The sequence below is a fragment of the Variovorax sp. W2I14 genome (genome assembly GCF_050435205.1).
GTDB classification, from domain to species: domain Bacteria; phylum Pseudomonadota; class Gammaproteobacteria; order Burkholderiales; family Burkholderiaceae_C; genus Variovorax; species Variovorax paradoxus_C.
Genome location: NZ_JBNDJX010000001.1, coordinates 3044533 through 3056825, shown reverse-complemented (window position 1 = coordinate 3056825; position 12293 = coordinate 3044533). Strand labels below are relative to the sequence as shown.

The 12293-nt window shown below is 54.7% G+C and carries 18 protein-coding genes; 3 read left to right on the top strand and 15 right to left on the bottom strand.

The features are described from left to right. Positions 1-9 precede the first annotated feature (9 nt). The 11 genes from QF040_RS14395 to QF040_RS14345 form a co-directional block, all read right to left on the bottom strand. Positions 10-573 (bottom strand): hypothetical protein, encoded by a 564-nt coding sequence (locus QF040_RS14395; protein ID WP_429611595.1) that lies wholly within the window; start codon positions 571-573, stop codon positions 10-12. 333 nt (positions 574-906) lie between these two features. Beyond that, on the bottom strand, positions 907-1812 hold the full coding sequence (locus QF040_RS14390; RefSeq protein WP_429611594.1) for a hypothetical protein: 906 nt from the start codon (positions 1810-1812) through the stop codon (positions 907-909). A 12-nt stretch (positions 1813-1824) separates the two neighbouring features. After that, positions 1825-2517 carry an SOS response-associated peptidase gene (locus tag QF040_RS14385; protein ID WP_429611593.1) on the bottom strand — a complete coding sequence of 231 codons (693 nt, stop codon included), beginning with the start codon at positions 2515-2517 and terminating at the stop codon, positions 1825-1827. Positions 2518-2655: 138 nt separating this feature from the next. Then, on the bottom strand, positions 2656-3117 hold the full coding sequence (locus QF040_RS14380; protein WP_429611592.1) for a hypothetical protein: 462 nt from the start codon (positions 3115-3117) through the stop codon (positions 2656-2658). A gap of 407 nt (positions 3118-3524) precedes the next feature. Then, positions 3525-4283 (bottom strand): hypothetical protein, encoded by a 759-nt coding sequence (locus QF040_RS14375; RefSeq protein ID WP_429611591.1) that lies wholly within the window; start codon positions 4281-4283, stop codon positions 3525-3527. Continuing rightward, on the bottom strand, positions 4280-5002 hold the full coding sequence (locus tag QF040_RS14370; protein ID WP_429611590.1) for a VRR-NUC domain-containing protein: 723 nt from the start codon (positions 5000-5002) through the stop codon (positions 4280-4282). Before QF040_RS14370 ends, QF040_RS14375 begins: the two co-directional genes overlap by 4 nt. Before the next feature lie 9 nt (positions 5003-5011). Further along, positions 5012-5431: a hypothetical protein gene (locus QF040_RS14365; RefSeq protein WP_429611589.1), complete on the bottom strand. Its 420-nt coding sequence runs from the start codon at positions 5429-5431 to the stop codon at positions 5012-5014. A gap of 122 nt (positions 5432-5553) precedes the next feature. Then, positions 5554-6225 carry a hypothetical protein gene (locus QF040_RS14360; RefSeq protein WP_429611588.1) on the bottom strand — a complete coding sequence of 224 codons (672 nt, stop codon included), beginning with the start codon at positions 6223-6225 and terminating at the stop codon, positions 5554-5556. 48 nt (positions 6226-6273) lie between these two features. Then, complete coding sequence (locus tag QF040_RS14355; RefSeq protein WP_429611587.1) at positions 6274-7374, bottom strand: hypothetical protein; 1101 nt, start codon at positions 7372-7374, stop codon at positions 6274-6276. A 16-nt stretch (positions 7375-7390) separates the two neighbouring features. Beyond that, positions 7391-8431, bottom strand: coding sequence for a response regulator transcription factor (locus tag QF040_RS14350; RefSeq protein ID WP_429611586.1), 1041 nt, complete (start codon positions 8429-8431; stop codon positions 7391-7393). Between the two features lie 123 nt (positions 8432-8554). Continuing rightward, the gene (locus QF040_RS14345; RefSeq protein ID WP_429611585.1) at positions 8555-8980 is read right to left on the bottom strand and encodes a hypothetical protein; all 426 of its coding nucleotides are present in this window, start codon (positions 8978-8980) and stop codon (positions 8555-8557) included. A gap of 92 nt (positions 8981-9072) precedes the next feature. On the opposite strand from QF040_RS14345, the gene QF040_RS14340 reads away from it, so the two are divergent. The 3 genes from QF040_RS14340 (at position 9073) to QF040_RS14330 (ending at position 10348) form a co-directional block, all read left to right on the top strand. Then, a complete protein-coding gene (locus QF040_RS14340) occupies positions 9073-9330 on the top strand; it encodes a helix-turn-helix domain-containing protein (RefSeq protein ID WP_429611584.1) in 258 nt (85 codons plus the stop codon). 593 nt (positions 9331-9923) lie between these two features. Further along, positions 9924-10100, top strand: coding sequence for a DUF3606 domain-containing protein (locus QF040_RS14335; protein WP_429611583.1), 177 nt, complete (start codon positions 9924-9926; stop codon positions 10098-10100). Between the two features lie 2 nt (positions 10101-10102). After that, entirely contained in the window at positions 10103-10348 is a 246-nt protein-coding gene (locus QF040_RS14330) for a hypothetical protein (RefSeq protein ID WP_429611582.1), read from the top strand. Between the two features lie 8 nt (positions 10349-10356). Here the strand turns inward: QF040_RS14330 and QF040_RS14325 are convergent, their stop codons facing one another. Genes QF040_RS14325 through QF040_RS14310 form a run of 4 tightly spaced genes read right to left on the bottom strand, consistent with a single transcriptional unit; the run spans position 10357 to position 12267 of the window. After that, complete coding sequence (locus QF040_RS14325; protein WP_429611581.1) at positions 10357-10785, bottom strand: hypothetical protein; 429 nt, start codon at positions 10783-10785, stop codon at positions 10357-10359. Then, positions 10778-11488 carry a hypothetical protein gene (locus tag QF040_RS14320; protein WP_429611580.1) on the bottom strand — a complete coding sequence of 237 codons (711 nt, stop codon included), beginning with the start codon at positions 11486-11488 and terminating at the stop codon, positions 10778-10780. The genes QF040_RS14325 and QF040_RS14320 overlap by 8 nt, the downstream gene beginning before the upstream one ends. Positions 11489-11506: 18 nt before the next feature. Next, positions 11507-11986 carry a hypothetical protein gene (locus QF040_RS14315; RefSeq protein WP_429611579.1) on the bottom strand — a complete coding sequence of 160 codons (480 nt, stop codon included), beginning with the start codon at positions 11984-11986 and terminating at the stop codon, positions 11507-11509. A 2-nt stretch (positions 11987-11988) separates the two neighbouring features. Then, positions 11989-12267 carry an excalibur calcium-binding domain-containing protein gene (locus tag QF040_RS14310; RefSeq protein ID WP_429611578.1) on the bottom strand — a complete coding sequence of 93 codons (279 nt, stop codon included), beginning with the start codon at positions 12265-12267 and terminating at the stop codon, positions 11989-11991. Between the last annotated feature and the right edge of the window lie 26 nt (positions 12268-12293).

Here is a 12293-nt window from a genome sequence, read left to right as displayed (position 1 = left end):
CTCCTTTGGTTAAATTTTTTGGATTGACAGCTGTTGTTGTGCTTGCTTCATTGGAAGGATTCCATTGAGCTTAATTTGCTCACGAGTAATCCGCAGTTGCCGATATTGTTCCTCTGCCAACTCCTCCAAATGTTGCACCACTGGGTTGAAGGGCATCTTGTTGCCTTGGAAAATCCAAAACAAAAAAGTGCCAATGTGTGCCCCGGCGAAGTTTTGGTTAAACCCAGCAGAGTTGAAGAGGTTGTAGGCCTCTTGGTGCGCTAAGATAAAGCGAATAGTCATTTCGACACTAGCTTCATACTTATCCTGAAAACAACCTGCTGCATATGACACTAGTGCGCCAGGGTCCACAACTTCTTCATCGAAGAGCGGTTCCCAGTGAACGGCCATCAGCGGATTGGCTCTGAGCTCTTCGTAAACTTTTGCCGTATCCAGTTCACCTTTTTTATCAGCAGTCCGCTTTACAAAGGCGGAAGCAGAATTCAGGCTTTGCCTAATAAGACTGGCGGTCTTGTTTTTACTGTAAGTCTTGGTAGTTCGATATTCATTGGCGTTGATGGTGATTTGTTTCATGTTGATTCCTTTTTGTTAAGTTAAGTACCGTTGTTGCGGTGTGTGTAGTTAACAGGAAACACGTATTTTTCGTCAAATTTAATTACAAATGGTCGGGTTCATTTGCAGGTTATAAATATCGTGCTTGACCGTAATTCAGGCACCACAAACCTATTGACAGTAATTCCCACGCCACAAAAACAAAGATTTCTGATTTGTTTTTTAGATTTCACTTGACCATAAATCCCGCTCAGGTATTCGTAGGGGCTTTGGGAAGACGAAAAAAAAGCCACCTACTGGTGGCTTTGCTAACCCAAGCGAGTTGGGATTGGCCTATCAAGGAGAGAAGAAAAACTAGTGGAGGGTCGTCCCGTAGAGGGAGGCGTCGAGCACGGGCTTGAGGTCGGCCTGGTGCGTGCGGGAACCTGGTTCGAAGGTGAAGCGGTAGAACGTGCCTCGCAACGTGCCGTCCTTGTTCTGTGCCACTGAGGCTGGAGCCTCCACCACGCCGGCCCTGAAGCGCTCAATGAAGTCGGGAAGGGTCATTTGCTGGGCTACAGCTTCGAAGGGCTCCTGGAGGCTATAGAGCCGTGCGGCCGGGTCGAGCTCAGCGAATGTGGGAACCACGCGTACGCTCACCTTCAGGGGCTCTGGGTAGCGAACCATATTCACGCGGCGCAGCTCGCTCACAAGGGCATTGAAGACCGCTGAGAGGGTTTGGGTGGTCGCCCCCTCCACGGCCACGACGAAAGGCCCCAGGTCAGATTGAATGACGGCCTCGAAGATCTCGGCTTGTGGTCGCAGCTCACCTGGCACGTCGATGCCGAACGCTTCCAAGAGGATTTTGAGCCGGCCCGTTCTGATTTGACTGGGCTGCGGGTTGTCGGTGAGGTGCTCGAAGTCGAACGCGAATGAGTGAATCGACGCTCGAAGTTCATTGGCCGCGTCGTCTACCTGGTAGACGCACCAGAACTCTCCTTCATCGACGGCATCCACCACGGCCTTCATAAGGTCCTCTTGCGAGCTGAAGGTTTTCTGGTACGTGGCAACGTAGGTGAGCATCACGTCTGGCGTCGGGGCAACACTCGGGTCAACCTCAACTGCGGACACGTTCTCTGAGAATGGGAGGAGGGGGTCAACGAAGTGGCCGAGGATTTGCATAAGGCTCTCAAACGACTGCTGAACCTTGAGCCCGTCAGCCCCTTGAATCCCCAGGAGCACCACGGAGCCTTGCTGGTCCTTGAGTGGCATAACGAACATGGCCAACCCCCTTCAAATGAGTTCTGCCTGAGAAGGCTTTGGCGCTGCAGGCTCAGCTTTGAGAAGCTCGGCGGGGAGCTGGCGCATAAAGCGCTGTGTCTCTTCCCCGGTGGCGTCGAGCCAGGGCTCCCACTCTTCTTCCTGGAGGAGCACGAGCATTCGTTTCTCTTTGCCTGGTCGGTGGAAGCGATTCATGAGCGGGTGGTCGTCCGCGTTCACCGTGAGCATAGTGAAGCTGTGCGTGAGCTCCTGCGTGATTTTGCTGCGCCAGGTGTCCCACAGGCCCGCAATCATCACGGGCTCCCCATCGACTCGAGAAATCTTCGTGTCCACGCTTTTGCCAGAGGTCCAGTCCGGCTCGTTGAACCACTCTGCGGGTATCAGGCAGTGTTGCCGGTCCCAGGGGCGGGCGAAGGAGTAGCTCTTGGCGGCAGTCTCGCTGCGGGCGTTGAGGGTGTCGTACTTTTTGTAGAACTCGTCAGGGTCAGCCGCTCGATAGGGCAAGAGCCCAAACTGAGCGTTGAGGATTTCAATCGCCGGCACTGCCTCGTCGCCGCTGCTGAGCTCAGGCGGTCTGCGCAGCACCGGGGCCAGGTACTTCTTGTAGACGTGGCTCGCACGAGGGGGCTCCCAGTTGGGCGGTATGGTGAGCCGCAGCCGCTTCAGCCTGTCGAGCTCCTTGAGGTACTGGTAGTGGCTACACATAGCGCTCCTTGTGCGCCAGGCACGGTTCGCACCTGGTGAGGGTTGGAACTGTCGCTTCGTTAAAAGGAAATACTGTATGGACGTACAGATATTACCGAGAATCAACCTGAAGCGCTATGCCCTGCGGAGCCGTCCTTCCTACTTGCGCTGCGAGTTCTGAATCGCCTCCCGCAACTGAGCGTCGAGTCGGTCTTGAATCTCTTTTCTTTCGCGAGCATCTTCCTCTGGGGTTCGCTTCACAAGGGACGGCATTGGTTGGACGCCCACTATTGGGACCGTGACTTGCTTGACTCCCGCTTGAATGAGAACGGGGGCGTCCTTGCTGGCCACTCGCGCAACGGATACGACACCTCCAGGGGCGACCGAAACGCTGAAATACCCCACTTCTTTGGGCTTGAGGGTCGAGGCAGCTCTTGACGTCTCGTTTTGAATTTCAACCATCGTCCTGAGGTCTGTCACGTACCCCGCGAACTCCAGCACGGCTGAAACACCACCCACTGCCTTTGCCAAAGTGGTGTCCTTCGGAAAATCGATCCTTGGGTTCTTCGTCATGTTGTCGAGCACTGTACTTAGCGCGCCTATCAAGGCCTGGGCGTCCATGCCAGGCTGCGGCACGGGAGAAACAGCTTTCTTTTGCGCAACAGGAGCGGGAGCTGGCGCAGGAGCGGGGGCAGGTACTTTCGCTGGTGTGCCACCTTCGTTCTGAATGGGTCTTCGACTCGGCTCGACCATCTTGGGCTCCCTCCTGCGTGCTCCATCGTTCACGGCGGCATTGCCGCTAGAGTTTGAAGTATCACCGCTGGGGTGTTGCCCAATCGTTCCTCGCGCAGTGGCTTGGGCTGCGCCAAGAAGCAAGATGGCCGAGACGGTTGCCCGCAGTGTTAACGAGTGCATAGAAATTGCCCTGTGAATGCCTTGCGAAGTCGCGCGCGATTGTAGGAACGCATTTCGTTACGCACGCATCCCCAATTTAAGGGAGGGGTTCTCGTCTGCCAGGCACTACCCGCTCAAGCGGCGCTACCTGGTGGTGTAGGTGCCGTAGGTGGCGCGGCTCTGAAATGAGCAATGAGGCCCAGCTCGAAGGCTTCCATGATGTCGGCAATCGTAATCTTCACCAACACCAAGTCCTTGCCCTGATATTGAATGTGATCGTTGGAGTGGATAGAAACCGCTGGCTTGCACTCATGGGCAAACTTGCTTCTCATGTCGTACAGGAACTGAGCGAGTTTCTTTATGTTCTCCATGGGCTGTCTATGTTTCGTGAGGAGCCCGCAAAGCTTTGCCTGGTGATCGGTAGTCAGTTGCTCGAAGAACTTCACCACCTTCTTGATTGAGCCGTGCTCTACCTTGTATTTCTGGTGAAGCTCGTTCAGAGATTTCTTCGATTCAATGGGGAAGGTGCCCTGGAGCTTGAGCCAGTCGTAGAACTCAATGTGCTTGACATTGCTCAGCGACTCAATGAGGGCAAAGATTGCCATGAGCTTGTTGGAGTTCGTAAGATAGTCAATCACTCGGCTCTCGTTGTTGACTGTCGAAACCCAATCCCCTTCCTTCACCATGTACCGGTACGTGGCGCATACCAGTAAAAATTGTTCTCTCTCAGCTTGAGTGGGAATCGCCCAGTAGAAAGCCTTAAGAGCCTCTTCGGAGTCGAAGTGCTGGAGCAACACGGCACTGGCGTGGGGTGAACCGATTTCCTCCAGATTTAAGGTGGTGATCTCAAGCGTCATCGCGGCTTTGGACCAATCAGCTTTCTCTGTTGTCATTGAGAGCCTTCGAGAACGCCAGCCAGGGTGACGTGAAGCCCGAGAGGTTTGGCAAACTCAGCAACGATTTTCTTCTGACTCTCGTGGAGCCTGTCGCCTGGCCCTTTGACTTCCACGAACCTGAGCTCATGACCTCGCCACATGGTTATGTCAGGCCAACCCCTGCGATATTCATAGGGGTTCTCGGCGAACTTGCTTGCGATTGCGTGTAGCAGTGTGTTGCCGGCAACTGCGAGGAGTTCTACAAACATCCAGCGCTCAAGGCCTGGGAAGAAGTCGAGCATTGAAGTGGATTCAGAACTTCTGCTTCCTGCGTAGCGTTCGACTGTCATCTCACGATAGGCCATCACATCGAAGTTCTTCACGACCGTCGCTTGGTCGGCCTTCAAGACTTGCGCAATCAATGTCGCTGGCGCGAAGCGGTCTTCTTCGAACGCAACGTTCTGGAAGTAGAGGGCCTCGATGTAGGTGGCTCGGTTGCGATGAGGCACCTCCTTGAACGACATCGCTTTTATGAGGTTCAGAAGAAGCCCACCTTCACCGCTGTAGCCGCGCCAGCCGTCCTTTTTGTAGTGGGACAGCACTGCCTCTTCGACGCTCAGAAATCCACCACTCTGGGGGCACGTCCAACCCTTCTCCGGGCCTCGGCAAAGCGAAATCTCTTCGAACGGTATGCCAAGCTTTTCAGCAGAGCGCGCAAGCGCAGAGGGTTTGCTCATAGGGCAGGGCTACTTTGTGTAATCCATTTTGAAGTCTGCTTTCGAATCGACGTGGCGAGACATAACGTAAGTTCGATAGTTGCCGTCTTTCCCGATACAACCCACTCGAAACGCCGTGTGATTTGCGAGCGGCATAGGGGATAGAAAATCAAGGTTGTCGCAGTTCTTGTTGTTCAGAAGGGCAGAGACGGCAACAAGCTTGACCATGTTTTCCCACTCAGCCGGGAACTGGTCAGCCAGCGTGCTTGTCTTATGAAAATGGTCCGTGAGGGGTTGCCATATACCAGGCCCATCAGCAATCGGTTTAATGACCTGAACTCTTGCCGGGTAGACGAACTTGGCCTTTGGTGGCTTCGGCGGTGGCTGCTTCTCACAAGCGCTGAGGGACAGGGCGGCGAGAGCGAAGAGGAAAGGCAGCTTTGAAATCACTTTTGTACAGCTTGAAACACCTGGGCTCAGTATCCCTGAAACGGTTGCTGGGGCCTACTGCTGCGCCCATGAAAAAGCCCTCCGTAGAGGGCCTCAGACGTAGTGGGTTGGGTTGCCCCCGTCTACTTGCGCTGCCGCTCCTGGACAGCCTTTGCGAGGTCGTTCATAAGGCCGTTGGCGCCGGCTTCGGTCATGCCCTGAGCAAGAGGGTGGGCAACACCAGAGGCTTCGGCCAGCACCTGAAAGCACACCTTCGAATACTTGCCCATGCGAGCTGCGTGAGCCTGAGCCGCCATATTGGCTGCGCCTGCTAGAACGCCAGTTGTGGCCATCGACGCAGCGCCCAATGCGCCACTACCGCCAGAGAGCACAAAACCCCCCGTGGAAGCGCCCACGTACTCACCCTCCAAGCTGTTCTTCACCACGAGGCGGTGAAGGTTCTCATAGGGGATAACAACCTGGTCTGGGCCTGCGTCGCCAACCCTCAAATCGGAATCGCCCACGTGGACCTTCACCTGGCGGCGCTCCTGGGCGTTCTCGCGCTGGCGGCGCTTGAATCGGCGGTAGGGAATGAAGAACATCACGGCACACACTGCCAGGCAAATGAGCAGCAGCATCGTGCCAAAGCTCTTGTCGCTGGTCTTCCCCAACATGGCCGTACATGTCGAGAGGAGGAAGAGGCAGGCCCCGCCTTGGAGCACGAGGCCAAACCTTCCCCCCACGTCGAAAGGCTCAGGGTTCACAGTGAACGTATCAGCGTCGAAATCACGCTCGATAGAGTAGGGCGCAGCCATAGTGGGTCCTGGTTTTGCTAAGTGTTGAGGTATCTCTGTGCAGCGGCTTTAGGTAGCTTTTGTCTTGAACGAGAAGGACTTGTTGAAGTTCTTGCCGTTGGCAGTGCCCTCGAAAATGACGTTGTAGGTCGCACCTGGTTGAAGTGGCGAAGAGGGGACCATGAAGAACTCGTGCTTTCCGATGGCGCCCACGTCTGTGCGGACTGTTATTTTTTCGCCAGCACTGTCCTTCAGCACGAAGCTGTTCACCTTCAAGATTGCGTCTGCATCGGCTCTGATGTAAATCGGTGGCCCGACCTTGACGAGTGGGTCTGTAATTTCAGGGAACGGGTTCGGGTCCTCCGTTGCTGGCGCAAACGCAAAGTCAAGGTCAACACTCGTTGCACACGGGTATGTGGCTACATTGCCAGCTCCCAGGAGCTGGGTGCCTTGTTGAGAGCCAACCAGTAGACCAAAACGATAGTCCACTCGAAGGCTGGTGAATGTACCGTTCGCGGCTTCGTAGTTTTTGATATCTGAACCGAACCCCACTTCTTGGCCGGCTGACATCACGCCAGACAAATGGGCGACTGTGTTCAGGAGCCCTCGCATAGCAATGGCTCCTCGCTCGGAAGGGCTGGGAAGTTGAGCTTGTGTTTTGTCGCTGAACAGATTGGTGTAGGCGCTCAAATCTTCGGTGACGTTCTGGCCATAGCCCGCGAATGCTCCACGGTCGGCAGGAGAGTTTCCAGTGAAGAAGGGGTTGGCCGTATCAACCTCGCCGTGGCCCGTCACAGTTTTTGTTTCATCACCAGCAGCAATCAGGTAGCGGGAGTGAGAAAGGGCAGCGGCGTCCAGTTTGACGTTCTGGCGCAGAACACCAAACCCACAAGCGCTGCGTGCTGATTGAAGATATTTAAACGCGGCGAGCTCGCCAGAATCAGCAGAGTAAGTCGGAGCTGGGGCTTCAGTTTGCAGCGTGTTGGTCGCGGGAGGAGGGGTTTCCGGCTGGGTGGTCGGTTGTGCTGGAGTTTGCGTAGCCGGCAGCGCAAAAGGCAGGGCACTGCCCCCACCACCACCACCTCCTCCTCCACAAGCAGTAAGCACAATCGCTGCAATGATCGAAATCGCCGGAACCCTCATGGTCTTTTCCTTCTTTAATTTGTTCATGGTGTTAGGTTGTTCTTCAGAGCACTGCGGCCTCTAACGCCGCAAGTGTTTTTTCTACGTTGCCTTCTAGCGAGGTATGAACTAAAAATGCCAGATCAGACTTGTTCTTGATATCTAGTTTTCGATATACAGCTTCTATGTGCCGTCGAACAGTTGAACCAGAGATTTGGAGCTCGTCAGCAATCTCAGAATGAGTAAGGCCAGTGCCAAAAAACTTGGCAATTTCTTTTTCCCGTGCGGATAGCTTGCTCATGCCAGAGGTGAGTGCTGCAGATATAAAAAGAAGGTGAGAGACCTTCTTGCAAGTGAAGATGAGTCTGCCGTCCTGCCAAGTTGCCCTCCCTTCGGACAGCAGCGGTTTGGCAAGCGCCTCAGGAAGCCGATAGGTATTTCCATCACGAAAGAAAATCGTGCGAAGTCTCTCGAAAGAATGGTCTTGGAAAACAATCGTTCCTTTGTCATTGCAGACGCAAAGACCTTTCACCGGTTCCTCGCTCAAGCCCTGAATCTTGCCGGCCATAATGGTTCGGTTAATCCTGATTGCCTCCCAGATATGAGGGGCGAGGAGTTGAACTAGAGCGTCATCCTCAAGTGAGAATTTCCAATTTGTATCAGCGCGGCGAATCGAAAACGCACCAAAAAATCCGCTTGGGCCGTATTTGTTTGCGACCGCCATCAGATTGATGTGTCTAGTGCGAATCGCAAAATCTAAGATTTTTGCGTCTTCACTTCTGGAAAAAGCAGAGGGGACGTGGTAGGACTTAGCTCTACCCAGGTACGCCATCATGTTTTTCAAAACATCGTCGCCTGCGCAGATGCCCATCCACTCTTCAATCATGTTGGTTGGTTCGCGGTGAACGTGAGCCCATGAGCACTCGATTCCCGCTGCCATTCCCGTGTTTGGTCGAATCAGCCCAAAGAGGCCCATATCGAAGTCCACGAATGACTTGAGCGATTCAATGGAAAACTCTGGGAACTCAGCAACAGTTTTCTCCCGTGCTGCGCTGTAGAGCGACAGAAGAAAGTCTGCAACTGAGGCAGCGTTTGATTGATTCACTTCCCCTCCTTTTTCTGCTCCCGCTAGGCCCCATTCATTGGTCTTATGGGAGCCGGCGCGACTATGCCTTGAAGATTTGCTGTGTTGTATAGGGCAGCTGCCCTATCCCAAATCCGTGCGTGTTTACTTGGCGGTGAGGTCGTAGCCCTGGACTTCTTCGTCCGCCCAGGCCTGATTGGGCTTCTTGCCCATGAGCTGCTGCTGAACTCCACCCGTGCCGTCCTTCTTCACCACGAGGCGAATGCGCTCACAGTTGCCAAAGAGGGGCTCAGGGGTGATCGTGAGCGTGATGTCCGTCTCTTCCACCTGGGCGGTCTTGAAACTCTTGTAGCAAGGCGGAGCGGTGTTGCCGCGAACGCGGAACTCGTAGCTCCCGTCCTTTTGCTGCTCCAGCTCAGCCAGGTTCTTCCCGCTGGTGGGGCGCTGGGTGCCGCTCGCGGGGCTGGTGCTCCCACGGCCCATCTCGTAGTTCCACTGCCAGTCCTTGGCGATGGCATTGGTGGTGAGCGTGGTCATTGCCACGGTGAGGGCTACTACTGCGAGCTTCATTGGATTTTCTCCTCTTGGTTGGTCGTAAGGCACATGCTACTTGCAATTAGTCGGGGTCGGACTATTCCGATATGGACTAGACGATTGGACCCATGTCCACCTCGCTGTATGACGCTGATTACGAAGCTCTGAGAGCTTTACTGAAAATTTTGCGTGTGAACGCCAAGCTCACCCAGGTCCAGCTGGCAAGCGCCATGAGGGTGGGGCAGTCGTACGTATCCAAGATTGAGCGCGGCGAAAGCTTCGTTGACGTGCTCTTGTTCGCGAAATGGTGTGAGGCGTGTGGCATCTCGCCTGGTGTCGCCCTTGACGGCCTTCGCGACCAGAAGAGGCCTGGCCGGGCTCGCTGAACGTCGAGCGATGCCGCTCGATCTCCCCAATTTTTCTTTTCTCACTCTCGCTCCTACGGCATTGACCGGTGCTCGGTGTATTTGTGAGTGATTGTTCTGGGTCACCACTATGCAGTCAAACAAGCCTGTGGAATACCAACTATCGAAAAACGAAATAGTAGTTCACCAGCCTCTCGAAGCTGCTGTTGATATAGTCGAAATATGACTATTTCGGCGCTGAGGGCTACTGCTTTTGGGGATTGTCAAGAATGGGCAGGCGGTGGTAGCGAAGCGCACGAGCGAAATGGGCTCGGGCCGCCATGGTTAGCTCGATTTTTTTGGTGCCACCAAATGGGCGGTGAGCTTGTCCCAGGTGTCGTAGTCGAAGACCAACACGCGCCGAGAGCTCGGAGCTTTTCGCCGAGGCATTTTTATTTGCCTTCGAGCAGTCTTTTCTTTTTCGAACTCCAACGAGGCTTGCTTGGAGGTTGCCATACCGAGGTCTCCACTGAAGGTCGTAGCGCAACTGCTGACCGGGCAAAACAATGTGGTCCTACACCCCATTCACTTGTCGGTGAGAGCATAAAACCTTCATTCAATTGGAGAGCACACCCATGAGCGACAACAAGGAAAAAACTGGACAGGACCGCAAAGAAATCTCCCTGGGGGAAGACTATGAGGTTCGCGATTGGACAAAGAGCCTGGGCTGTACTGAAGCCGAGCTGCGCGCTGCCGTGAAGGCGGTGGGGAACTCCGCTGAGAAGGTCCGCGAGTACCTCAAGAAGAAGTAGCCGTGAACCACCTTCGCCACCTCACGGTGTTCGTGGACGAACCGGAGCCGGGGCATTTCCACTGGGTGCTGATTGAGAGCACGGAAGACGCCACTGTGTGGAACGATATCGAATCGTCTGAGGAGAGCTTCGATATGTGGCTAGACGCCTGGGTGGAGGGCGGCAAAGCATTGCTCAAGCACGTCGAGGACGAACGCATTGGCCCTAGGCATTCAGGTGAAGACGAAGACGCCTCACCCGTGGGTTGAGCGCAAGCTCAGTGAAGCGCCGACATGAGCCCAATCAAGGGCCTTTTCTGTTTGAGGCGCTGGGTGTCTTCATACCCTGCTGTAGCACCGGCGGCGTAGTGCGCATCTCCACTGACGGCCAGGTCTTCATACTCGGTCAGTATCAGCTCGGCATTGAACGTGTTCTTCAGCACTTTTTGGCTGGCCTGGACACACACCAACATGGCCTGTGGTCCACCTGGGTCATTCGTCATTGCCTCGCCTGCAGCTGCGATATACCCCAGCACTGTAGAGCGTGTTCTCGCTGACCATTGTGAAGGTTCGCTAAGCTCGATCATGGTGAGCTGGAGCTCAACCGCTTCAGCTATGAGGGAAACAATTCGCTCCGATTGGGCTGTGCCAAACGTAATGTTCTTGGGCGGGGCCTTACCGAAAAGCCTCTTGAGTTTCTCAAGCATCGCTTCCTCCATTGCTCTTCAACCGAGCTGTTATGTATGCGATTGAGCTCCCAGCGAATTCGAGGAAAAACTCTGCTTCGAGCTTTGTCAGTGTTGAGGGCTTTGTGCCTCCGTGGCGCACTGCATCTCTGTTGCTCGCATAACCATAGGCTTGACTGATAAGGCGCTCGATATCGCTGTCAAGGTTCGCCTCTTTCAACAGATTGCCCAGCGTCGCCTTGGGTTGCTGAAGCAAGATTCTCAGTGTCGATTCAACGCAGCTGATCGACTCCTTGACTGAGTTTTCGAAGTCGGGGGTGTTGCTCTGAAGGAAGTTGCGAGCCTTGAGCCACTGAACGCGCACAAGCGCCAGTTCGTCTTCTAGGGCGTCGTTTGCCTTCGCCCAAACCTTCGAGGGTTTCTCTTGTCTTTCTGCGCGACTGAGCTCCAGTAGCAGGTCTTCATAGAGCTTGCTGATACAGGTGCGCCGCGAGGCATACGTCTTGAGCTCTTCACTGCGCACGTAGCCGTAGAAGACCTCCAGCGACTTGTAGGGGTTGGGGTTCCCGTACTTCGCGTCTTCCAGGTCCAGCGCCACCTCGCGATAGAGCTCTTCGTACTCATGGGGCTGCTCTGGTCGTCGCCCGTCTGTGGAGTAGGCCGTCATGAGGCCCTTGAGCTGCGCAATCTTCTTCTTGAGCTCAGAGGCTTTGTCGGGGGTCATGGCGCAAGCAACAAGGGTCTACTTCGGCGTGAAGACAAACAACCGCTCGTCAATGGCCGGTCCACGGTTGTAGGTGTACTTCACATCCCAGGCGTCAGTCGAAAAAGTACCGGGAGCTTTGCCTTCGAACGCCTTGAGCATCTGAGCGGTGAGCGCTGGTGTGAAGCGTTTGCTCAGCAGGTTGATAAACCCTGTAGCTTCTTTTTTGTCCGGGTGAACGCCGTAGCCTCGGTCCTTGAACCAATCATTCCACATGATTTTGAGGTTCTCAACCTTGCCGGTTTTCTCATCCTTGTTGATGAACACCTTGGCCGTTTCAGCTTTGCCCGCGATACACATGTAGAGAGTGCCGCCGAGCTCGTCTGGTGGGGTGGTCTTCGTGTAATTGCAGGTCAGAACGTTGTTCAGGTCAGAGGCGAATTTCTGAAACGCTGGGGCGTCTGCCAAAGACAAGCTGCTCAATCCGGCGAGGGCCAGGCCGACTGTGAGTTTTTTCATTTCTATCGGCACCATTGTTGTTCGCAGGGCACGCCGTCATTGTTGCCGTCCATCTTCACACCTGGACAGTTCTTCAAGAAGTAGGTGGCTTCCTGGCAAGAGGTCATCTGTGAACAGTACGTTCGACCGTCGCAGGAGAAAGAGGCAGAGGGCTGGCTCGTGGAAGAGAGGCTGAATGGCGCTGCGGCAGGCGCGCGCTCAGCGAGTTTCTTGGCTTGGTAGTGCTCGTACCCTTTCCAAGCACCAAGGAGCAAAGCGGCTATCACCAACAACCTGAACATTTTTTCCTCCTGGCGCCCTTACGCCT